The organism is Streptomyces lanatus, assembly GCF_014655715.1.
Classification (GTDB): Bacteria; Actinomycetota; Actinomycetes; order Streptomycetales; family Streptomycetaceae; genus Streptomyces; species Streptomyces lanatus.
Window position 1 is genome coordinate 51,361 of the sequence record NZ_BNBM01000024.1, and the last position, 21,812, is coordinate 73,172.

A 21,812-nucleotide genomic window follows, 5' to 3' on the forward strand; every position below is an offset into this window, starting at 1 on the left:
GGCGTGAGCATGCCACGGCGATGGGAGGGCATGGAAGGGGTCGTGCAGAAGGAGTTGGTTCAGACTTTTACGTCACTCGGGCGAACGCTGGGTCAGATGCGTGAACGCATCCAGGTTGCGTGTCGACTCGCCGCGGGCCACCCGCCACTCGTACTCCTTGCGGATCGCCGACGCGAAGCCGAGCTCCAGGAGGGTGTTGAAGGCGCCGTCCGCCGCCTCCAGGACCTGGCCGAAGAGGCGGTCGATCTCGTCGGCGGTGATGGCGGCGAGGGGGAGCTTCGCGGCGACATAGATGTCGCCGAGCCGGTCCACAGCGTAGCTCACGCCGTACAGCTTGAGGTTGCGCTCCAGGAGCCAGCGGTGGACGCCGGGTTCGTTCTCGTCCGGGTGGCGGATGACGAAGGCGTTGAGGGAGAGGGAGTGGCGGCCGACGATCAGGGAGACCGTCGTCGACAGCTTGCGGGTGCCGGGGAGCTTGACGACGTAATTGCCGGGGGCGGGGCTCTCCCACTCCAGTTCGGCGTCCTTCAGGGCTCCCTCGATGACGACCTGCGCCTTCTGTGCCTCAGCCATGGTGGGAGCGTACGCGACGGCGGTGGGCCTGGGCCGCAGCCGTGTAGACGTCCGCCGTGGCGGCGGCCGAGGCGTCCCAGCCGAAGGACTGGGCGTGCCGGGCGGCGGCCTCGCCCATCCGGGCGGACAGGTGCGGGTCGTCGGTGAAGGCGCGCAGCACGCGCGCGTACTCGGCCGGGTCGTGGCCCTGCACCAGGAAGCCGGTACGGCCGTCCCGGACCGCGACGGGGAGTCCTCCGACCGCTGCCGCCAGTACGGGTGTGCCGGCCGCCTGCGCCTCGATCGCCACGAGGCCGAAGGACTCGCTGTACGACGGCATGACCAGCACCGACGCCGCCCGGAACCAGTCCGCGAGCTGTTCCTGGCCGACGGGTGGGCGGAATCGTACGACGTCCGCGATGCCCAGGCGGGCCGCCAGCTTCTGCAGGCCCTCCGGCTTGGCGAGGCCGCTGCCGCTGGGGCCGCCGACGATCGGGACGAGGACGCGGGAGCGCAGCTCGGGGTGCTCGCCGAGGAGGACGGCCACGGCGCGCAGGAGGATGTCCGGGGCCTTGAGGGGCTGGATACGGCCGGCGAACAGCGGGATCACCGCGTCCTGCGGGAGGCCGAGGCGGGCTCGGGCCGCGGCCCTGCCGTCCGCCGGGGAGAAGCGGGTGAGGTTCACGCCGGGGTGGACGACCGCGACCCTGCCGGGGTCGGCCGCGTAGTGGCGTACCAGTTCGTCCGATTCCTCGGCCGTGTTGGCGATGAGGCGGTCCGCCGCCGCGACGATCTGGGTCTCGCCGATGACCCGGGCGGCCGGTTCCGGGGTGTCGCCGTCGGCGAGGTTGGCGTTCTTGACCTTGGCCATGGTGTGCATGGCGTGCACCAGGGGGGCGCCCCAGCGCTGGGCCGCGAGCCAGCCGACGTGGCCGGAGAGCCAGTAGTGGGAGTGGACCAGGTCGTAGTAGCCGGGGCGGTGGCCGGCCCAGGCCTGCATCACTCCGTGGGTGAAGGCGCAGAGCTGGGCGGGGAGGTCCTCCTTGTTGAGGCCCTCGTAGGGGCCGGCGTCGATGTGGCGGACCAGGACGCCGGGGGCCAGTTCGACGACGGGTGGGAGGTCGGTGGCCGTGGTGCGGGTGAAGATCTCGACCTCGATGTTGATCGCGGCGAGGCGCTGCGCGAGCTCCACGATGTAGACGTTCATGCCGCCGGCGTCACCTGTGCCGGGCTGGTGGAGGGGGGAGGTGTGCACGCTGAGCATGGCCACGCGGCGGGGGCGGCGGTGGAGCCACCCGAGCCTGCTGACGTACTGGCTCACGTAGCGGTCCTCCTTGGCTGCGGGCATGCCTGAGGGAGGGTGCGGGTGCCCTCCACGGGCTGCAACAGCGGAGGGATGGGTTCCCATTCCTGGTGGGGTGGTTTTTGCCTAGGAATTACCGAGGGTCGCTCAACCGTTCGAAGTGCTGGTGCGTGGACCTCCGGTGGTTGGGTGGGGATGCCTGCGGCGGCCCGTCGTTGTCCGGTGGGGGTTCGCGTAGCGCCCGCGGTTGCGGGGTGGGGCGGGGACGCGGGTGCCGGTGCATTCCGGTTTACGCATACGCTCGTGTGCATGAGTTCCCGCGCCTTTGCCCGCCCTGTGGGCACCGTCACGCGTGGGACCACCAATCCGAATCGGCTGCGGCGTATGGATCGGTGGATCGCCCATACGCATGGGGCCGCGTTGCGGCGGGCCGTTGATCCGGTTGCCGTTGATCTGGGGTACGGGGCCGCTCCCTGGACCGCCGTGGAGTTGCTGGGGCGGCTGCGGGGGGTTGCGGGTGATGTGCGGGTGGTCGGGCTGGAGATCGAGCCGGCTCGGGTTGCCGCCGCGCTGCCGTATGAGCGGGACGGGCTCGTCTTTCGGCATGGGGGGTTTGAGATTCCGATCGCTCAGCGGCCCGTGTTGGTGCGGGCGGCGAATGTGTTGCGGCAGTACGAGGAGGGGGAGGTCGCGGGGGTCTGGGCTCGGCTCTGTGCGCGGCTGGCTGTGGGTGGGCTGCTGGTCGAGGGGACCTGTGACGAGATCGGGCGGCGGCATGTGTGGGTCGCGCTCGGGCCCGAGGGGCCTCGTACGGTGACCTTCGCGACTCGGCTGGGGTCGCTGGAGCGGCCTTCGGATCTTGCCGAGCGGCTGCCCAAGGCGCTGATTCACCGCAATGTGCCCGGTGAGCCTGTGCATGCCTTTCTGCGTGACTTCGACCGCGCGTGGGCGGCTGCCGCGCCCTATGCGTCGTACGGCGCCCGTCAGCGGTGGATGCGGGCGGTGCGGGAGTTGTCGGCGGACTGGCCGGTGACGGATGGGCCGGGGCGGTGGCGGCAGGGGGAAGTGACCGTGCGGTGGGGGGCGTTGGCGCCCCGCGGGTGAGTGGCCGGGCCCCCGGGGGAACGATCTCGGCGAGTCGTACGTCACAAAGGCGGGGAGACCGTCACTTCGGGGCATGACGGGGAGGGAACGGGGGGAAGCAGACCTCTGTCACTTTGCGCGCCGTCGTGGCACGATCCCCCGGACGTTCGTATGTTACTGACGGGACATCAGTTTGGGGGCACAGGTATGGGTACGGGCAAGCGCGGCCTGATCGCCGTTGCCGTGACCGTCGTCTGCGCGGTCACCGTACTGGGGGCGCCGGGTGCGGCGTTCGCCGCTCCGTCTCCATCTCCATCTCCTTCACCGTCGTCCGCCGCGTCTGCTGATGTCTCCAACAAGGATCTTGAGGCCGTGCGGGGGAAGCTGGAGAAGCTGTATCACTCCGCGGCCGTCGCCACCGATGAGTACAACGCCGCCGAGGAGGCGGCCGAGAAGCAGTCCGCCGAGATCGTGTCGCTGGCGAAGAAGATCGTCAAAGGGCAGGAGAGGCTCGCGGAGTTGAAGAAGCGGGCCGGGGCCGCGGCTGCCGCCCAGTATCGGTCGGGGGGACTGCCCGACGAGGCCCATCTGATGCTCAGTGACGATCCGCAGGCCTTCCTCGACGGTGCGCGGCGGGTGCTTCAGGGTGAGCGGGCGACCAAGGGGCTGCTCGCCGAAATGACCCGCACCCAGCAGGACTTGGAGCAGTACGCCAAGGACGCCTCCGCCCAGTGGCAGAAGCTGGAGGCCGGGCGCAAGGCCAAGGCCGCCGCGCAGAAGAAGATCGAGAAGCAGATCAAGGCGGCCGAAAAGCTCGAATCCCAGCTGGAGAAGGAGGAGCTCAAGCGCCTCGCCGAGCTGGAGGAGGAGGCCGCGCGCCGGGCACAGACCGACTGGCTGGACTCCGGCGTCCTCGACGACATCAAGGGCAAGGCGTCCGAGTCCGGGCGCAAGGCCGTCGAGTATGCGACGGCACAATTGGGCAAACCGTATGAATGGGGCGCCGAGGGGCCCAAGACATACGACTGTTCAGGGCTGACGTCGGAGGCGTGGGCGAGTGCGGGGGAAGGTATTCCGCGGACCTCGCAGGAGCAGTGGAAGCAGCTGAAGCGGATCGACATTCAGGACATGCGGCCCGGTGACCTCATCATCTACAACAACGACGCCAGCCATGTCGCCCTGTATGTCGGGGATGGTGCCATCATCCACGCCCCGCGGCCCGGGCGGACGGTGACCGTCGCGGGGGCCGGGTCGATGCCGATTCTCGGGGTGGTTCGGCCCGATGCGTGAGGATTCAGGGCGGATTGGGGTGCAGGGCGCGTGACTCGTACCACGTGACCCACAGCACGTCATATCGCCCTCAAACTGCCTGCTGACGTGACGTTCGTCATCCCTCGCCGCTCCCCGGCCTGTCCAACTGCGGTAGGGAACGCGGCATATGACAGCGGCCAGCGACCAGACGGCGTGTGCCACACCATTCCGCTGCGGCGCCGACACCCGCTATGGTCCCCGTCGGTGGATCGAGGTCCCTCGTTCCCACCAGCCCTCGGGGGGAGGGAAGGAACTCAACACGATGCCCGTACCCGTACCGCGGCAGAGAGCGATCCCGGCCGTGGAGACAGGTCAGGCGCCGGCCGCGTCCCCAGGCGGCACCTTGCGAGAGGTGGCTCCACGTAAGGGAGAACCGGTCGATAACACCACCCACACCAGTCTGACCCTGCTGCTGATCGAGGACGATCCCGGCGGCTCGGCCCTCGTGCCCGAGCTGCACGACTCGGCCGGCAAGCCGATCAGGGTGCGCACCGCCCGCAACCTCACCGAGGCCGAGCGGCTGCTCACCGACGACGTCCACTGCATCCTGCTGGACCTCGCCCTGTCGGCACCCGGCCGGGGCACCGACGACGAGCTGGCCGTGCTCCGGCACGTCCTGGAGCTCGCGCCCCGGCATGCCGTCCTCGCCCTCACCGCCTCCGGCGACGCCGAGCGCGCCGCCGAGGCCGTGCGTGTCGGCGCGCAGGACTATCTCTTCCGGGACGAGCTGGACGGCCGGCTGCTGAGCCGCGCGATCCGGTACGCCGTGGAGAGGAAACGTTCCGACACGGCCGAGCGGCGGCTTGCCGAGGGCCGGCTGCGGGCGCAGGAGAACCGGCGCCTGGAGCGCGGCCTGCTGCCCACGCCGCTCCTCGAGGGGTCGTCGCTGCGGTTCGCCGCGCGGTATCGGCCGGGGCGGTCGCGTGCCCTGCTGGGCGGTGACTTCTACGACGTCGTCCGCACCGCCGACGGCACCGTGCACGCCATGATCGGTGACGTCTGCGGGCACGGTCCCGATGAGGCCGCCCTCGGTGTGGAGCTGCGGATCGCCTGGCGGGCGCTGACCCTCGCCGGGCTGTGCGGGGACGCGCTACTGGGAACGCTGCAGAAGGTCCTCGAACATGAGCGGGCCGACGACGAGATCTTCGCGACCCTGTGCACGGTGGACATCGCACCGGACGGGCGCCGTGCCGGGCTGTGCCTGGCGGGGCATCCCTCACCGCTGCTGGCCCGGCCCGGGCGTACGGCACAGCTGCTGCCGTACGACAACAACGGGCCCGCGCTCGGTCTGCTGCCCGGGGCCCGGTGGCCCCGGATGGAGGTGAAGCTGGGGGCGGAGTGGAGCCTGATGCTCTACACCGACGGCTTGATCGAGGGGCGCGTCGGGGAGGGTCGGCGCGAGCGGCTGGGGCAGGACGGCATGGTGTCGATGGTCCGCCGCCAGCTCGCCGAAGGGCTGCGGGGCGAGGCCTTGCTGCGGGCCGCCGTCAATGAGGTTCGGGATCTCAACGGGGGCGAGCTGACGGATGACGTGGCTGTGTTGTTGCTGGATCGGGGGTTTGAGGGGAGTTGAGGGGGCGAGGCCTCGCACCCCTGGCAGTCACCCCCGCCCGGCGTTGATCAGCGGCCGCCGTTGTACGGACCGTACGGCCCGTCGCTGCTGGAGCCCCTTCTGCTGCGGCCGCCGCCGGGGAGGCCCTTGATGGCGGGGCGTACGTCGACCATGTACACGATGGTCGCGATGAGGCCGATGATCGGCAGGAACGACAGGATGTTGAAGATCAGGTTCACCACGAAGGCGAGGCCGAGGATGATCAGCCAGAACGGCTTGGTCTTCTTGTCGGCCGCCCGGTAGGCGTCCTCGCGGCGGACGGCCGCGTCGATCAGCGCGAAACCGCTGAAAAGGATCAGGGCCATGCTCAGCAGCCACATGAACCCCGCGAAGCCCTGCATCAGCACAACGTCCACCACCCGATTCGGCTCGTATCTACGCGGTCACGGTACCCGCAACCGCAGGACCGCTACCCGAACAACGGGCCGAGCACTCGCCAAGTGCCCGGCCCGTGCCATGCAGCCCCTTTTCACCCGTCCGGGTTACTTGGCGGGCGGCGTCGTCTTCTTCGCGGTGGTCTTGCGCGCCGGAGCCTTCTTGGCCGTCGCCTTCTTCGCCGGGGCGGCCTCGGCGGCGGGCTTGGCCTCGGTGGACTTGGCCTCGGCCTTGTCGTCCTTGGCCTTGTCCTCCTTGACCTCGACCGGCTCGGCCTTCGGCTCGACGGCGACCGCGAGCTCCTCGATCTCCTCGGCCGCCTCGCCGCGCCAGGTCTTCACGGCCTGCTCGCCGTGCTCGGCGACCTTCTCGTAGGTCTCGCGGGCCTTCACGGCGTACTCGGCGGCGACACCGAGGGTGCGCAGCGCCAGGTCCTGGGCGCTCTCGCCGAACTTCTTCAGGTCGGCGTCGATGTTGCTGCCGAACTTCTTGAAGTCCGCGTCCAGGTTGGTGCCGAACTTCTTGATGTCGGCGTCCAGGCCGCTGACGAACTCGTTGACCTTGGTCTGGAAGGTCTCCTGCGCCTCCTTGGCCTTCTCGCCCGCCTCCTTGGCACGCGTGGTGGCCTTCTCCTGGACGGCCTTCGGGTCGGTGTTGCGAACGGCCTCGAACCGCGCCGGCGCCTCGGTGCGCAGCTGCTCCACCAGGGCGGGCACCTTCTTGGCCTGCTGAAGGGCCAGGTCGGCGGTGCCGGCGGCGAAGTAGAGCGGGGTCGGGTCGCTGAGGGTCTTGCGCAGGTCGTCGGTGATGGCCATGGTGAGGGTCCTCCCGGGTTGCTGTTCAGATGAGGGTTCTGGTCCCCGCGGCCAGCCGGACGGCTGGTGTCCTGCGGCCGGCTGACGGCTGCCGTCTGCTCGCCGGTGCGCGTCGCGCGTACGGCGGCTCATACGGCTCCTCGTCAGCCGGCCGACTGCTGCGGGTCGGTCGGGTTCTCCGGGTCGGCGTCACTGCCGTCGGACGTACGGGTGTTGCGGGTGGTGCGGGTGGTGCGGGTCTTGCCGGTGGTGCGGGTACGGCGCGCGGCGGGCTTGCCGCCGTCGTCGACCGTGGCATCCGTGCCGTCGTCCCCGCGGGGCGTACGGCTGCGGCGTACGGCGGCCTCGGCGGCCGCGGTGCCTTCCGCCTTGACCGACTCGACCAACGCCTCCCCCTCCTCGGGGGATATCCCGAACCCGTTCTCCTTGCGGAAGGATTCGTAGATCTGGAGCAGCACCTGCTTCTGCCGCTCGTTCAGCGTGGGATCGGCGAGGATGACGGCGCGCGTCTCCACCTCGTCCCGGTCCCGCTCGGCGTCGAGGATGCCGGCCCGGACGTACAGCGTCTCGGCGGAGATCCGCAGCGCCTTGGCGACCTGCTGCAACACCTCCGCGCTCGGCTTGCGCAGCCCGCGCTCGATCTGGCTCAGATACGGATTGGACACCCCGGCGGCATCGGCGAGCTGCCGCAACGACAGCTGCGCGTTGCGCCGCTGCTCGCGCAGGTACTCACCGAGATTGCCGACGTTGAGCGATGCCATGCCTCCACCTTGCCCCACCCCCGCTAACTATTGCAAGCAGCCGCTTGCAAAAGTGCGCCACGCCACTGTGGGGGCGTCGGTGCGGTCATGACGGTCGCCGTCACGTCCCGGCACCGCCTCTGGACGATCTCATCGCGGAAGTCGACCGGAGATGCGACACCGCACACCGCCCCGGCGGGCAGGAACAGCCCAACTGGCTCGCCCTGCTGACAGTCGCCGCCCGACTCGCGGGTCAGTTGCAGGCGCTGGCGCACGACCTCGTGGAGGACTGCGTCGAGCGCTGCCGGAGGCACGGCAACTCATGGACCGGCATCAGGCGCTTCGACCGCTGGTTCGCCACCACCAGCCGGCTGCGCCTCGAGGCCATGACCGACGACCTCCAACAGTCGATGGTTCACGTCAAGCAGGCGGCTGTGCGCCACCGCAACAACTACATCGGCACCGAGCACCTGCTCTGGGGACTGACCGCGGAGAACAACAGCGCCACCCGCCTCCTGCGGGCCGCCGGCGTCTCACCGGACGCCGTCCACCGATCCGTCGGAACCCGGCTGACCATGGGGGCATCCCAGGCAGCCGAACGCATCGCCTGGACTCCCTACTCCCGCAAGGCCATCGACATCGCCGAGGCGCGATCGGAGCCGCAGTGGACACCACACGCCGATGCCTGAACCCTGACTCCGGCACGCACCGCCGAGCCCACCGCACAGCCGCGGCGAACGTCGAACTCAGGCGATTCCTCCCTTCGTCCCACAGCATCGGGAATGCTGACCCCATGCGCTCCGACGACTGGTACCTCACCGACGACGTCGACGACTTCCTCGCCCGCTCCGGGGACTTCCTGCGGTCGTGGCCCGGCCCGCATGTCATGGCGTTGACCTGGGCCGAAAGAGTGCGTACGCGCGGGCTGGGTGCCTTCGGTGCCGAAGGTGCCGTGTTCGGGGTGCTGGAGCGGGCCGGCGAGGTCCGCGCCACCTTTCATCGCCTCCCGCCCCGCGGCCTCGGCCTCACGCCGCTCACACCCGAGCAGGCCGACACGCTCGCCGCCCGGCTGGCCGCCCTCGGGCACTCCCTCCCCTCCGTCAACGCGGACCACCGCACCGCCACCGCCTTCGCCGAGGCCTGGCAGCGGCACACCGGCGCCACGCCGACGCTCTGGCACACGCGACTGCGTCTGTATCGGCTCGACACCCTCACTCCACCGGAGCCGCTGCCCGCGGGCCGGGGCCGGGTCCTGGGCGAGGGGGATCTCGACCAAGTCATGTACTGGTGCGGCGAGTTCGCCAAGGCCGTCGGGGAGGACGTCGCCATCGACGCCGACTCCTGGCCCCGCACCCGCTACGCCGACAAGCGCTACACGCTCTGGGAGACCCCGGACGGCACCCCCGTCTCCATCGCCGGCATGAACCCCCTGATCGGCGGCCAGATCCAGGTCGACATCGTCTACACCCCGGCCGAGCTGCGCGGCCACGGCTACGCGGCTGCCGTGACGGCGCAGGTCAGCCAGGCCGCGCTGGACGCCGGCGCCAAGGACGTCGTGCTGTTCGCGGACCTCTCCAATCCCACCAGCAACGCCCTGTACCAGCGCCTCGGCTATCGCACGCTGACCGACTGGGCGGCGTACGAATTCTCCTGAGCCGTACGGACGTACCCGCCGTATGGCCGTACGGCCGCACCGAGCGGCGTGTCCGGGCGGGCGGGGCCCGGGGGTCGGCGCAGGGTGGTGGTCGGTACGGGCGTCGTCGAGAGGGAGAGGGCGAGGAATCGTGATCGTGAAGCGTCGCGTGGCCGGCGTTCTGGCCGCTGTCACTGCCGTTCTGACCGCTGTCGTCGCCGGGCTGATGCTGGTCGCGGTGCCCGCCGCCGCCCGGGACGACCATGGAAACATCGAGCGGAACGAATGGAACATTCCGCTCGCCAACCTCCGCGTCCTCTAGCCGAGCTCCACGCCATGTCACAAACCCGGCTGCCCGGCTCGTCCAAGGTTTCGAAGGATGTGTTCCGGATGGATGCGGGACGGTGAGAGTCATGCGTGTGTTCGTGGCGGGCGGAACCGGCGTCATCGGGCGGCGGCTCGTGCCGCGGCTGGTGGAGCGTGGGCATCAGGTGACGGCCACGACGACCGGCGAGGCCAAGCTCGGCCTGGTGCGGGGGATGGGCGCGGAGGGCGTCGTGATGGACGGGCTCGACGCGGCGTCGGTCGGTGCGGCGGTGGCCGCGGCACGGCCGGACGTGATCGTGCACCAGATGACGGCGATCTCCCAGCCGCACTCCGGCAAGCCCGACATCAGGCACTTCGACCGCTGGTTCGCCACCACCAACCGGCTGCGCACCGAGGGCACCGACCATCTGCTGGCCGCCGCAAAGGCGACCGGCGTCCCGCATGTCGTCGCGCAGAGCGCCGCGATCTGGAACGGCGTCCGCGAGGGCGGCTGGGTGAAGACCGAGGAGGATCCACTGCCCGTGGAGAGCGGGCGGCTGCGCGCGATGGGCGAGGCGATCCGGCACATCCAGGACTCGGTCCTGGAGGCCGACGGAACGGTCCTTCGCTACGGCGGGTTCTACGGGCCCGGCGCCACCGACGACCAGGTCGAACTCGTGCGCAAACGGCAGTTCCCGCTGGTCGGGGGCGGTACCGGCTACTGCTCCTGGATCCATCTGGACGACGCGGCGAGCGCCACCGTACTGGCCGTCGAGCTGCGGGCACGGGGCGTGTTCAACATCGTCGACGACGAGCCCGCCCCGGCCAGTGAATGGCTGCCGTATCTCGCCATGTGCGCGGGGGCCAAGCCTCCGCTCCGGGTGCCCAAGTGGCTGGCGCGGCTGCTGGCCGGGGACGTGGTGGTGACGATGATGACCGAGGGGCGCGGCTTCTCCAACGCCAAGGCGAAGCGGGAGCTGGGCTGGGAGCCGCGCTATCCGTCGTGGCGGCAGGGGTTCCGGGAGGAACTGGCCGGGTCGTAGCAACCGCGTCACCTGCCACCCAGCGCCTGCCTACCAATACCCACTTATTTGTGCGTACTTGGCAGCGCTCCCCCGCCGCCGCACCCTGGATGTGGGTGATCGACGAGGCGGCGGACGGAGGAGGAGGAAGTCAGTGCCGGTCAGGAGACCGGCAGGGCCTCGGTCAGCCGCTCCAGGCGGCGGTGGCCCCAGTCTGAGAGCGGGCCGAGCGCCTCGGCCAGATCGCGGCCGAAGTCGGTCAGGGAGTAGACGGTCTTCGGCGGCAGTACGTCATGCACCTCACGGTGCACCAGACCGTCCTCCTCCATCTCGCGCAGCGCCTGGGTCAGCACCTTCTCGCTGAGGCCCGGCAGCCGGCGGCGCAGTTCCGCCGGGCGGTGCGGGCCGGACTCCATCAGCCACAGCAGCGATGTCTTCCACTTGCCGTCGATCACTGCGATCGCGGCAGTCACCCCGCAGACGTTCGGATCATGGCGCCGATTCGTCATGTCTCCACCCCTTTTGCCATCAATTATCTGTACTTTACAGGGAGTTCAGCAATGCCCACCTACGACCACGACTCCGCCGTCACCGTCATCGGTCTCGGCCCGATGGGCCGCACGCTCGCCGGTACGTTCCTGGACGCGGGGCTGCGGGTCACCGTCTGGAACCGCACCCCCGGGCGGGACCGGGACCTCGTCGAGCGTGGCGCCACGTCGGCCGCCTCGGCGGCGGAGGCGGTCGCCGCCTCCCCGCTGACCGTCGTCTGCGTGGTGAACTACGACGCCTCCGACGCCGTCCTCCGGCAGGACGACGTCACCGACGCCCTCAAGGGCCGTACGGTCGTCAACCTCACCGCCGACACCCCGGCCCGGGCCCGCGACACGGCCGCATGGGCGGCCGAGCACGGCATCCGCTACCTGGACGGCGCGATCATGACGCCGACCACGGCCATCGGGACCCCCGACGGAGTCTTCCTGCACAGCGGTCCCTCGGACCTGTACCGCGAGCACCAGGACGTGCTGTTCGCCCTGGGCGGCTCCCACACCCACCTGGGCGAGGACGTCGGCCGGGCCGCCTCCTACGACATCGCCCTGCTCGACATCTTCTGGACGGCGATGGCGGGCTACGCGCACGCCGTCGCCATCGCCCGGGCCGAGGGCATCACCGCACGCGAGCTGGCCCCCTTCGCCTCCGGTATCTCCGCGATCCTGCCGGCGCTGTTCGAGGAGTTCGCGGGGGACGTCGACGAGGGCACCTACTCGGGCGAGCTCAACCCGATCACCTCCGGCGTCTCCACCATGGCCCACATCATCGAGGCCTCCGAGTCCCACGGCATCGAGGCGACCGTCATGCGCGCCGCCGAGGGCCAGGCCCGCCGAGCCATCGGCCTCGGCCACGAGACGGACGGCTTCATGCGGGTCACGGAGATGCTGGGCCGCCCCCGGCGCTGACGGCCCCGGTAGCGCCGGTACTCCCGGTGATCCCGGTGATCCACTCCTCCATCGCGGCGAAGTCACGCTCACCGAGCCCGTAGCGCTGGTCGACGCGGTGGAGGAGAGCGGGCCCGGGGTGTTCGGCGGCCACCAAGGCCCGGTCGGCGTCGGTGATCTCGTCGTCGACCCAGACGAAGGGACGCCCGGCGGCCCAGGCCACCAGCGGCCGTGTCTTCCAGTGGGGGGCGCGGGGCCCGGTAGCGGGTTCCGCGTCCTCGTCCGGCCAGTCGACCAGCGGCAACGCCGGAAGACCGAGCCAGGGCGCGAGCACCGCATTCGCGTCGTCCATCCAGGTCGTGGCCCACACCAGCTCGACACCGAGGACGGTGAGCCGCTTCAGGCGGGTGCCGAGTGCGGGATCGACTCGGGTCAGCAGGGGGTGAGCGGGTCGGCCGGGCGCGGTGCCGGGCGGCTCGTGCAGCGGATACGGACGTTCCGCCCCGAAGGGGATCAGCGGACCGTCGACGTCGAGGAACAGGAGCATCGAAAACAGGATCACCCCTGGCAGGGGAACTGCGCTAGTGTCACCGATATGACTGCCGGGTCGGCCTTGTGCCGTGAGCGAGTTGGGTGTTGCCCGGCCTCTGAGTGAGGTCGCGGTGGTGGGCCAGGGGCCCGCCTCTTTCTCTTCGCCTTCGTCCGTACGGAAACCACCGACGGAACCAACGACGGAAATCAGCGACAGAGAAAGCGAGAGAATGCCCAACGACTTCAATCAGCAGGTCATCGACGAGTTCCGCGCCAACAAGGGCCGCGTCGGCGGCTACTTCGAAGGTGCCCGTCTCCTTCTGCTCACCACCACCGGCGCCCGCACCGGCCGCCCCCACACCACCCCCGTCGGCTATCTCCCCGACGACGACCGCGTCCTGGTCATCGCCTCGGCCGCCGGCGCCCCCAGTCACCCGGCGTGGTTCCACAACCTCGTCGCGAACCCCCAAGTCACCATCGAGAGCGGCGCGTTCACCTACGACGCGCGCGCGGTCGTCCTCGATGCCGAGGAGCGGGACCGGGCCTTCGCGCGGGCCGTGGAGGCGGATCCGGGCTGGGCGGAGTACCAGAAGAAGACGGAGCGGGTGATCCCGGTGATCGCCCTGTACGAGATGGCCCAGGACGGCCCCCCGAACATCAACGCGTCCTCCATGGGCGAGGCCATCAAGGTCGTCCACGACGCCTTCCGCCGCGAACTTGCCCTGATCCGCGAGGAGATGGCCAAGACCGAGGGCTCCACACTGGGCGCCCAGCTCCGCGTCAACTGCCTCACCTTCTGCGCGGGTCTCCACAACCACCACTCCGGTGAGGACATGGCCCTCTTCCCGTTCCTGGCCGACCGCCATGCCGAGCTGGCCCCGGCCGTGGCCCGGCTGCGGGAGGAGCATGAGCGCATCGCCGCCCTCGTCGAGGACCTGCGGCACGCCGTGACCGCCGAGCACCCGGACCCGGCCACCGCCCGCGCCGAGGTGGAGCGCCTCACGACGGAACTGGAGGCTCATCTGACGTACGAGGAAGAGCAGTTGATCCCGGTCCTCGACCCGGCGTAGGACGCGGACGCGGCATGACCGGAGAGCGGGAGGCCGACGCCCCTCATCACCATGGCAACGGCCTCCCGTGCACCACCTCCAGCCCCGCCACGGCCCGTGTCACCACCACATACAGCCGCCGCAGCCCCCGCTCCTCGTGCTCCTCCCCCTCCACGATCGCCGCCGGCTCCACGGCGACGACATGGTCGTACTCCAGCCCCTTCACCACACTCGCCGGTACGACGGCCACCCGCGCCCCCATCTCGTCCGCGCCCTCCGTCTCGATCCCGGCCGCCGCCAGCGCCTCCCGCACCCGGCCCACCTCCCCATCGGCCGCGACGACCCCCACCGACCCCTCCCGGCCCAGCGCGTCCCGGACAGCACCCACGACCGCGCCGGGCAGATCGCCGCCCGCCTCCCGGAACCGCAACTCCCCGTCCCCGCGTAGCTGGGGGTCCCCCCGCTTGCGGGGGAGGGCCGCCGGGACCTCCACATCCACCCGCTCCAGCAGCCGGTTGGCCAGCTCCAGCACCGCACGCGGCACCCGGAACCCGAGGGTGAGCGGTACGACCACCGCGTCCGGCTTCCCCAGCTGCCCGAGCACCGTCCGCCAGGACCGCGCGGCCCACGGCGTCGTGCCCTGCGCCAGATCCCCCAGCACGGTCATCGACCCGAAGACGGCCCGGCGCGCGATCGCCCTGCACTCCATCGGCGACAGGTCCTGCGCCTCGTCGACGACGACATGGCCGTACTGCTGTGGGTGCTCGATGAGCCCGGCGACCTCGTCGAGCAGCACGAGATCGGCGGCCGACCAGCGCGCCGACTTCCATGACCGCGGCGGCACGGCCCACAGCAGCGCCTTCTGCTCGTCGGCGTCCAGCACCCCCTCGGCGGCCTCCGCCAACACCCCCGGATCCATGAGCAGTTCGGCCACCACCTCCTCGGGCCGGACCCGCGGCCACACGGCGTCGACATACGCCCCGACCGCCCGCGACCGCGAGATCTTCTGCAGCCAGGCGGCACCCGGCGGCCCGCCGCGCCGCTCGGCCTGCTCCAGAATCATCTGCACCACACGTGTCCGCACCCGCTCCCGCCCCACGGCGTACGGCGGCTCCTCCGCCCGCACCCCGGTCAGGATCCGCAGCAGCCGCTCCTCCGAGACCCGCCACCGGTAGGAGCCGTCGGGAACGGCGAGCGGTCCCGATATGCCCGGCCCTCTGCCCACCCGGGCATAGAGGGCCCGACGCAGCACCTCCGCCATCCGCCCGTCATGCTTCACGGCCGCCGCCCGCGCCTCATCCGTCCCCTTGACCGGATGCCGGGCGATCTCGTCCCGCAGCGTGGACTGCCGTACGCCGGTCTCGCCGAGGGCGGGGAGCACCTCGGAGATGTACGACAGGAAGGTCCGGTTGGGTCCGAGGATCAGCAGGCCGCCGCGCCTGATGCGCTGTGGGTGGGTGTAGAGCAGATACGCGGCACGGTGCAGCCCGACCGCGGTCTTGCCGGTGCCCGGGGCGCCCTGCACACACACGGAGACGGCGAGGTCGCCCCGTACGAGATCGTCCTGCTCGGGCTGGATGGTGGCGGCGATGTCGCGCATCGGCCCGACGCGCGGCCGCTCGATCTCCCGGGCGACGATCTCGCTCGCCCGGGACTCGCCCCGGTCGAGATGCTCGTCCTCCAGGCCGGTCAGGTCGGTGGAATCCCCGCGGCTGCCCGGCGCCCAGCCGAACCGCCGCCGCACGGTGACGCCCTGCGGGTCCCGGGCGGAGGCCTGATAGAAAGCGCGGGAGACGGGTGCCCGCCAGTCGACGACGAGGGGCGGCTCGGCGGGATGCTCACTGATCCGCAGCCGCCCGATGTGCAGCGCCCGGTGCTCCCCGGCGGCGAAGTCCAGCCGCCCGAAGAACAACGGCCCCTCCGGCAGCTCATGCAGCGCCTTGGCCTGGCTGCGCAGCTGATAGCCGAGGACCTCGGCGTCGGCCCCGGACGCCGAGGCGTTCTCACCGATGACGACCTGTTCGTCGGCGCCGTCGACCATGCCGGCGAGGGCGGTGCGGCAGCGGGCGTGATGAGCGCGTTCGCGGTCGAGGGTGTGCCGGAGGGCGGAGTCGGTCGTCGTCATGCAAAAGAGCGTACCCAAATAACGTGACCGAGTTAAATTATTTACCGAGCCTCACTCGGACGAGTGCGTGAACGACGGCGACAACCCCATCTCCAGCAGCCCGAACGCCCGCTCCGCCGCCACCACCGCGTCCCCCTTGACCTCAGCCACCGGATCCCCCGCCGAGATCCGCCGCCAGTTCTCCTGCGCGAGGATCCGCTGCACGGCCACGATCTGCCCCGCCGCGAGCCGCGCCTCCAACCCGCCACCGAGCGCCTCGGCGAGCGCGGCCTCCGAACGCTCCAGATAGGCGTACATGCGCGCGACCAGGGCCGGCGTCCCGTACACCAGCGAGTGGAAGGCGAGCACCGCGGGATGGTCATTGACCCCGGTGATCGGGTCGCCCCGCTCGATCCCGTCCACGAAATGCCGCCGCAGCGCCTCGACGGGCGAAGGCCCCTCCCCCACGGCCCCCTCCCCCACGACCCGCGCCGCCTCGTCCTCGTGATCGGCGATCCGGTACAGCACGAGGTCCTCCTTCGCCGGGAAGTACCGGAACAGCGTCGGCTTGGAGATCTCCGCGGCGGCGGCGACCTCGGCGACCGAGACGGCGTCGAAGCCCTTCTCGATGAAGAGCCGGATGGCGGTCTCGGAGACGGTCTCGTACATCCGGCGCTTCTTGCGCTCGCGGAGCCCGACCTCCGTGCTGGTGCGGTCGTCGCTCGTGCCGGTCTCGCTCATGTCCGTGAGCCTACGCGCGACCTGCCCGGGGCCACCGGCCTCAGGCTGCGGCCCGCTGCGGCCAGTCCGGCCTCTTGGCGAGGAACCAGAGGTCGTCGAAGTGTTTGATCCAGGTGGCGACAGCCGCCTCGGCGGCAGCGGTACCCTCCCGCGACCACACGTTGAGATCGGTTCTGTAGCCCTTGGGGTCGTAGAACTCCGGCCCCGACTCGCGCAGCCGCATCCGTGCCGACACGTCGTACAGGCCGTGCAGCACCTGGCCCCGGTTGAAGATGCAGATCTTGTCGCGCGGGATGCCGGGATAGCAGCGGTACTCGCACTGGACGGTCAGTTTGCCGGGCGCGGTGAGCCGTACGGCGAGGTCGGACAGTATGTCGTCGTACTCCTGGCAGCGGCGGATCATGCGCAGCCGGAAGGCCGGGTCGTCCACCGGGCGGGTGTCATCGGTGTCATCGCCGACCCTGGACGGCACGGTCATGGGCTGCCCGAAGTCCGGCACCAGGATGCGCACCAGGACGCTCCTGGTGGGCCCCGGGTTGTCGAAGAGGCCCTCCAAGCGGTGGTACAGCTCGTTGTAGAGCGTCTCGCCGGTGTAACCGAGGAAGCTGATCTCCACCCGCCTGGCCTGGAAGGCCTCGCTGACGAATCCGCCCAGCTGGCTGGAGTTCACCAGGGCGCGCGACGGCACGCGTACCGAGGAGGACAGTTCCCGGACCGCGTCGTACAGCACATAGCCGACCAGGCTGAGCAGGGCTCCGCCGAGGAAGGCCTTGCCTTCCAGCGCCTCACCGACCGGCTTGACGAACTGGGCGATCAAGCCGGTGACGAAGATGCCGATGAGCACGACGCGGGTCACCAGCGGTTCGAAGCGTTCCTGGAACCGCCTCAGCCGCTGCCCCACCCCGTCGCCAGTCGGTCCGTTTCCCCCGCTGGACATCCCCGACCCACCCTCCGCCGCGTTGCCGACGGACCGTCATATGCCCGTGGGCAAAACACATTTGGGTGAATCATGGTGCCCCTAGGCCAGGGCGCGGGCAAGATACGGATTCGCCGTCGGACGGACCGGAAGGCCGAGGAAGGCGGTGGCCGCGGCCAGGGTCATGGGGTACGAGTTCACCGCGCGGTGGACGTTGGGTGCGTCCAGGCTCACTCCGGTGACCAGGCGGTCGAGGTCCACGTAGGCGGAACGGACGGTTTCGATGCCCTTGTAGACCCGCCAGTCCCGCCGCCAGTCCAGGGTGCACCCGCTCGGCAGCTTGAGCTCCCAGAGCCGGAACATACGATCCCGGATCTCCGGCCGGGTCGGTGTGAGGTGCATGTGCCGGACCAGGTCGTACAAGGGGTCGCCGACCAGCGCCATCTCCCAGTCGATGATGGTCAGCGCCAGGCGGTCGTCGCGGCGCACCAGATTCCACGGGTTCAGGTCGCCGTGCAGGAGAGCCGGGGCGCGGTGACTCACCTCGTGCCGGGAAAGGATCTCCCCCAGACGGTCGGCGTCGGGCAGTCCGAGATGCCGGGCCAGCTGCTGTGACTCCTTCGGCAACGCTCTCACCAGGATGCCGAGTTGCTCTCGCAGCCACTGGAAGAAGCCGCCTTCGCCGGCCGCCGGATCGACCTGCTTGTAGTCCACTTGCGTCAGTGCGCACAGCTGGTCCACGAGCCCGTCCGCCTCGTGCGGAAGGAGGCCGTGCACGGGGTGGCTGGGCGGCTTGTCGGGCGATCCGACGTAGGTGTGAATGGCGAACGAGTCGTTGGCGTAGCTCTCGCCCAGTGCGAGGGCTCTTGGCGCCGCCACTTCGATGGGCGCCTCCTCGATCGCGCGGAGCACGGCGTGCTCGCTGAGGAAGCTGGGCTCCCGGCGGCAGACGTTCGGCAACCTGCGCCGTACCACCACGGGGAAGTCGACGCCCAGCACCGAGACCACCGTGTTCAGGTGCCCGGTCCCCTTGAAGACCCGGTCCGCGGGGGCGGCGCCCTCCAGCAGCAGGGCCTTGCGTACGGCCGAGGCGGGGAAGTCCGTGCGCTCGGGGAGCCGGCGGTCGGCCTTCCAGGTGAAGGCGTTCCTGACCCAGGCCCGCCCGTTGATGCCACCGTGGCTGCGTGACGCCAGCCATCGGAACAGGGCGCGTTCGATCTCCCGCTCGCTCGGCACACTGCCCAGCCTGAGCGGTTCCGCCGCCGCCTCCAGGGCCCGGCTCACCTCCGCCGTAGCCCTGTCGAGCCTGTTCTGGGTGAACGGTTCCTCAAGCGATCGAGCGGCCCGCATGATGTCCGGGTAGACGGACTGCGCCCGCTCGAAGTCGACGTAACGACGCAGGTCCTTGCCGAGGCCATGAACGGCCGCGGGCCGGATCTCCCCCATGGCCTTGGCCCAGGCGTCGATGACTTCGTCCCACTGGTGGTTCGGGTAGCGCATACGCACCAGATGCGTCGCCAGGTCGTGCAGGGGATCGCCGTAGGTCGCCAGTTCCCAGTCGACGCAGATGAGCGGCGGGTCACCGTCGTAGGACACGATCAGGTTGTCCCGGTGCAGGTCCGCGTGGAGCAGGCTGTACGGCCGCCGGGTCATGGCGGGCACCCGGTCGGCGAGCCGGATCAGGGCGTCCTCGGGGATGCCGAGCGCCGCGAACAGCCCACCGAAGGCATGCCAATTGGGCTGCCGGATCTGACGGTCGGCGAGATGCGCCAGTGTCCGCAGAAACCCCTGGCTGTCCATGTCGTTGCGCGGCCAGGCCGCCGGCAGCGGCGGCAGCGCGCCCCGGCGCACCTGCGCCATCTGGGCGAGCAGCCCGGCCAGTGCCCTGACGACCAGGGTGTCGACGGGTTTGCCGTTCCCGCACACGCTCGACAGCGGCACGCCTTCCACATAACTGTGGATCGAGAAGCCGTCCCGCTTGACCAGACACCGCGGCACATGGGGCAGCACTCCCCTGATGGCGTCGAGGATCTGCGCCTCGTCGCTCCAGGTCCTGATCACCACGGGCAGCGCCTCGGCGCGCCGGACGCGCACGGTCACGGACGTGCCGACGTCCAGTCCCACGAGCGGGGCCACGGGACCCGTGAGCGGCAGCACATGGTTCCGGTTGTGGTGGCCGCTGCTCGCCTGGCCCAGCGTCTCGGCCTGCCATACGAAGTCTCTGATCGCGTCATCGGGCGTGGCGCGCTCCCCATGCACAGGACGGGGAAGGGGTGGTGCGCCCACTGGCCGCTCCGGATGATGACGAGGGTGGTCTTGCCAAACGGTTAACACGTGGTGTTCTGCCCCGCACGACATAGTGAGGCGTGAGCGGCGCGAACGGTGGTCCGCCACTCTCATTGCACGAAGTCTTTGCGGGGCCGCTCGCCGTCTGGCTTGTTCGCCATCACTTACGCACGAACGGGGACCGGTTGCTCAATCGGTGCGGGCATGCTAGCGCACGCGACCGGCTACTCCGCCAGCAGGTCCCAGACGGAGTCGAACCACTTCTGCATGCTCTCCACGAAGACGGTCCCCGACGCGTTCGGATCGTCATCCTTGACGTGGTGGGTGAGGGTGGCACCGAGGCCCAGCACATCGAGCGCGGTGACCTCCTCACCGGATTCCAGCGCGATCGTCCGCTCGGTCACCTCGTACGGCCCGTGCAACGCTTCGTCGCCATTGAACAGGTAGAGCTTGAAAGCCGGGGTCAGTGGCGCCCGGCGGATCTCCATGTCCACCGATGAGACCCACCCGTCGGTCTTGAGGGACATCAGCGACTGACGCAGCGACGTCGTGTGCCGCTCCGTGATGTCGCGCATCCGCTCCCGCGGGCGCGGGTCGTCCTTGTCGTCCTTGACGCTCGGATACGGCAGCGGCTGCGTCTCGGCGGGCAGGAGCATGCGCAGGGTGATGCGCCGAGGGCTGATGGAACGACTGCGTATCCGCTCGGCCTGCTGCTGGATACGCCAGTACAGGGATTCGGACGTCAACGTGTAGACGTCCAGTGTCACTTCGGGCTGCTCGAAGACCTCGCTGATGAGGGACTCAAGCGTGATGCCCCGGCGCGATCTGGTGGCCCTGGGGGTCGAGGACTGTATGCGCTGGGCCTTGACGACCCGGGAGCCGCTGCCCTGCCGCGATTCGATCCACCCCTCGTCGATCAGCTCCCGCAACGCCCGCTGGACCGTGTCCCGGGAGACTCCGAGCTCCTCCGCGAGGAGACGCTGAGAGGGGAGGAAGGAGTTCAGGGGGTAGGCCCCGTCGGCCATCCGCGCACGCAACTCGTCGGCGACCCGCTGGAACTCCCTGCCGCCACCGTCGCCGCTCTGCTGTGCGTCCACATATGGACCGTACCGCTTCCGGTCCAGTCCCAAACCAGCATCCAGTCAACCAGCCCACCACACAGGCTTGTTGGTTAAGGGATCTCCACGACCGGGCAGACCACTGATAGTCAACCAGTCCAATTGGACGACTGGTTGAGGCATTGCAGGAAACCGGAAGGCAGGTGGAGGAATGCCCCAGTTACTCAGCCCGCAGCATCTCCAGAACCGGCCCCAACGACTGAACGACCGACTCGGCCCCGGCCTCCCGCAAGACCTTCGCCTTCCGCTCGTTACGCGCGTAGCCCAGAAACGGCACCCCGGCCCTGTTCGCCGCCACAAGGTCCGAAGGGGTGTCCCCGATCATCAGGGCAGCAGCCGGCGCCGCGCCCATCGCGTTCAACGCCTGCCTCAAGAAGTGCGGGTCCGGCTTCAGTTGGTGGAGGTTCTGGGTGCGGCCGTAGACATGGGGGGTGAAGCAGGGGAGGAGGCCGCGGCCGTCGAGGTAGGTGCGGACCACTCGGGGGGAGTTGTTGGTGGCTATGGCCAGGCGGGAGCCGATCGCCGTCCAGGTGCGGATCAGCGGGTCGGCGTAGGCCGTGGGCATCGCGGAGGAGGTGGCGCGGAGTTCCTCCTGGGTGAGACGTTCCTCCAGTTCCGCGACCAGGTCGCTGCCGGGGTGTCTGCGGTCCACTGCGCGCAGCACGACGTGGGGGTCGAGGGACTGCCGTTCGTCGTCCGTCAGCAGTCCGTGCAGGCCGCGGCCCTCCAGCCAGTCCACCAGGTCGATCGCCACCCGTTCCGCCTTGTGGCCGGCGAAGAGGCGGCAGATCGGTCCGTCGAAGTCCCAGAGCACGACGCGAGCGCGTGTGATCAGTTCCCGTAGCTGTTCGGTGTCGTTCTCGGTCTCTGCGGTCACGGGTT

General features: G+C 70.1%; 22 protein-coding genes. 9 read left to right on the forward strand and 13 right to left on the reverse strand.

The genetic code is table 11. The annotated features are described in order from the left end of the window. Positions 1 to 72 precede the first annotated feature (72 nt). The gene (locus IE325_RS41300; protein ID WP_190075333.1) at positions 73 to 573 is read right to left on the reverse strand and encodes a type III secretion system chaperone family protein; all 501 of its coding nucleotides are present in this window, start codon (positions 571 to 573) and stop codon (positions 73 to 75) included. After that, positions 566 to 1,873 (reverse strand): D-inositol-3-phosphate glycosyltransferase, encoded by a 1,308-nt coding sequence (mshA, locus tag IE325_RS41305; RefSeq protein WP_373315337.1) that lies wholly within the window; start codon positions 1,871 to 1,873, stop codon positions 566 to 568. The genes IE325_RS41300 and mshA overlap by 8 nt, the downstream gene beginning before the upstream one ends. 291 nt (positions 1,874 to 2,164) lie before the next feature. Between mshA and IE325_RS41310 the strand changes: the two genes are divergently transcribed. From IE325_RS41310 to IE325_RS41320, 3 genes are all read left to right on the forward strand, one after another. Continuing rightward, positions 2,165 to 2,959 (forward strand): class I SAM-dependent methyltransferase, encoded by a 795-nt coding sequence (locus IE325_RS41310; RefSeq protein ID WP_190075335.1) that lies wholly within the window; start codon positions 2,165 to 2,167, stop codon positions 2,957 to 2,959. A 186-nt stretch (positions 2,960 to 3,145) separates the two neighbouring features. Then, a complete protein-coding gene (locus tag IE325_RS41315; protein ID WP_190075336.1) occupies positions 3,146 to 4,228 on the forward strand; it encodes a C40 family peptidase in 1,083 nt (360 codons plus the stop codon). A gap of 283 nt (positions 4,229 to 4,511) precedes the next feature. Further along, on the forward strand, positions 4,512 to 5,822 hold the full coding sequence (locus IE325_RS41320; protein WP_190075337.1) for a PP2C family protein-serine/threonine phosphatase: 1,311 nt from the start codon (positions 4,512 to 4,514) through the stop codon (positions 5,820 to 5,822). A 47-nt stretch (positions 5,823 to 5,869) separates the two neighbouring features. On the opposite strand, the gene IE325_RS41325 is transcribed toward IE325_RS41320, so the two are convergent. From IE325_RS41325 to IE325_RS41335, 3 genes are all read right to left on the reverse strand, one after another. Then, positions 5,870 to 6,202, reverse strand: a complete 333-nt coding sequence (locus tag IE325_RS41325) for a DUF2516 family protein (RefSeq protein WP_190075429.1) — start codon at positions 6,200 to 6,202, stop codon at positions 5,870 to 5,872. Positions 6,203 to 6,343: 141 nt separating this feature from the next. Beyond that, positions 6,344 to 7,051 carry a hypothetical protein gene (locus IE325_RS41330; RefSeq protein WP_190075338.1) on the reverse strand — a complete coding sequence of 236 codons (708 nt, stop codon included), beginning with the start codon at positions 7,049 to 7,051 and terminating at the stop codon, positions 6,344 to 6,346. Positions 7,052 to 7,194: 143 nt separating this feature from the next. After that, positions 7,195 to 7,812 carry a helix-turn-helix domain-containing protein gene (locus IE325_RS41335; RefSeq protein WP_190075339.1) on the reverse strand — a complete coding sequence of 206 codons (618 nt, stop codon included), beginning with the start codon at positions 7,810 to 7,812 and terminating at the stop codon, positions 7,195 to 7,197. A gap of 44 nt (positions 7,813 to 7,856) precedes the next feature. On the opposite strand from IE325_RS41335, the gene IE325_RS41340 reads away from it, so the two are divergent. From IE325_RS41340 to IE325_RS41355, 4 genes are all read left to right on the forward strand, one after another. Continuing rightward, on the forward strand, positions 7,857 to 8,480 hold the full coding sequence (locus IE325_RS41340; protein WP_229912427.1) for a Clp protease N-terminal domain-containing protein: 624 nt from the start codon (positions 7,857 to 7,859) through the stop codon (positions 8,478 to 8,480). 104 nt (positions 8,481 to 8,584) lie between these two features. Continuing rightward, a complete protein-coding gene (locus tag IE325_RS41345) occupies positions 8,585 to 9,445 on the forward strand; it encodes a GNAT family N-acetyltransferase (protein WP_190075340.1) in 861 nt (286 codons plus the stop codon). 136 nt (positions 9,446 to 9,581) lie between these two features. Beyond that, a complete protein-coding gene (locus tag IE325_RS41350; protein WP_190075341.1) occupies positions 9,582 to 9,746 on the forward strand; it encodes a hypothetical protein in 165 nt (54 codons plus the stop codon). 91 nt (positions 9,747 to 9,837) lie between these two features. Continuing rightward, positions 9,838 to 10,773 carry an NAD-dependent epimerase/dehydratase family protein gene (locus IE325_RS41355; RefSeq protein WP_190075342.1) on the forward strand — a complete coding sequence of 312 codons (936 nt, stop codon included), beginning with the start codon at positions 9,838 to 9,840 and terminating at the stop codon, positions 10,771 to 10,773. A 140-nt stretch (positions 10,774 to 10,913) separates the two neighbouring features. Here the strand turns inward: IE325_RS41355 and IE325_RS41360 are convergent, their stop codons facing one another. After that, positions 10,914 to 11,261 (reverse strand): winged helix-turn-helix transcriptional regulator, encoded by a 348-nt coding sequence (locus tag IE325_RS41360; RefSeq protein ID WP_190075343.1) that lies wholly within the window; start codon positions 11,259 to 11,261, stop codon positions 10,914 to 10,916. 51 nt (positions 11,262 to 11,312) lie between these two features. Between IE325_RS41360 and IE325_RS41365 the strand changes: the two genes are divergently transcribed. Then, complete coding sequence (locus IE325_RS41365) at positions 11,313 to 12,206, forward strand: NAD(P)-dependent oxidoreductase (RefSeq protein WP_190075344.1); 894 nt, start codon at positions 11,313 to 11,315, stop codon at positions 12,204 to 12,206. Here IE325_RS41365 and IE325_RS41370 read toward each other — a convergent pair. After that, positions 12,175 to 12,732 (reverse strand): HAD domain-containing protein, encoded by a 558-nt coding sequence (locus IE325_RS41370; RefSeq protein WP_190075345.1) that lies wholly within the window; start codon positions 12,730 to 12,732, stop codon positions 12,175 to 12,177. The two genes, IE325_RS41365 and IE325_RS41370, sit on opposite strands and share 32 nt — an antisense overlap. A gap of 214 nt (positions 12,733 to 12,946) precedes the next feature. Between IE325_RS41370 and IE325_RS41375 the strand changes: the two genes are divergently transcribed. Continuing rightward, positions 12,947 to 13,786 (forward strand): nitroreductase/quinone reductase family protein, encoded by an 840-nt coding sequence (locus IE325_RS41375; protein WP_190075346.1) that lies wholly within the window; start codon positions 12,947 to 12,949, stop codon positions 13,784 to 13,786. A 46-nt stretch (positions 13,787 to 13,832) separates the two neighbouring features. On the opposite strand, the gene IE325_RS41380 is transcribed toward IE325_RS41375, so the two are convergent. The 6 genes from IE325_RS41380 to IE325_RS41405 all read right to left on the reverse strand — a co-directional run bounded on the left by IE325_RS41380 (position 13,833) and on the right by IE325_RS41405 (position 21,807). Further along, positions 13,833 to 15,890 carry a HelD family protein gene (locus IE325_RS41380; RefSeq protein ID WP_190075347.1) on the reverse strand — a complete coding sequence of 686 codons (2,058 nt, stop codon included), beginning with the start codon at positions 15,888 to 15,890 and terminating at the stop codon, positions 13,833 to 13,835. Between the two features lie 51 nt (positions 15,891 to 15,941). Then, a complete protein-coding gene (locus tag IE325_RS41385; protein WP_190075348.1) occupies positions 15,942 to 16,610 on the reverse strand; it encodes a TetR/AcrR family transcriptional regulator in 669 nt (222 codons plus the stop codon). 40 nt (positions 16,611 to 16,650) lie between these two features. After that, positions 16,651 to 17,547 carry a hypothetical protein gene (locus tag IE325_RS41390; protein ID WP_190075349.1) on the reverse strand — a complete coding sequence of 299 codons (897 nt, stop codon included), beginning with the start codon at positions 17,545 to 17,547 and terminating at the stop codon, positions 16,651 to 16,653. An 81-nt stretch (positions 17,548 to 17,628) separates the two neighbouring features. Then, positions 17,629 to 19,812 (reverse strand): phosphotransferase family protein, encoded by a 2,184-nt coding sequence (locus tag IE325_RS41395; RefSeq protein WP_229912428.1) that lies wholly within the window; start codon positions 19,810 to 19,812, stop codon positions 17,629 to 17,631. A 224-nt stretch (positions 19,813 to 20,036) separates the two neighbouring features. After that, complete coding sequence (locus IE325_RS41400; RefSeq protein ID WP_190075350.1) at positions 20,037 to 20,909, reverse strand: GntR family transcriptional regulator; 873 nt, start codon at positions 20,907 to 20,909, stop codon at positions 20,037 to 20,039. A gap of 181 nt (positions 20,910 to 21,090) precedes the next feature. Next, on the reverse strand, positions 21,091 to 21,807 hold the full coding sequence (locus tag IE325_RS41405; protein WP_190075351.1) for an HAD family hydrolase: 717 nt from the start codon (positions 21,805 to 21,807) through the stop codon (positions 21,091 to 21,093). Between the last annotated feature and the right edge of the window lie 5 nt (positions 21,808 to 21,812).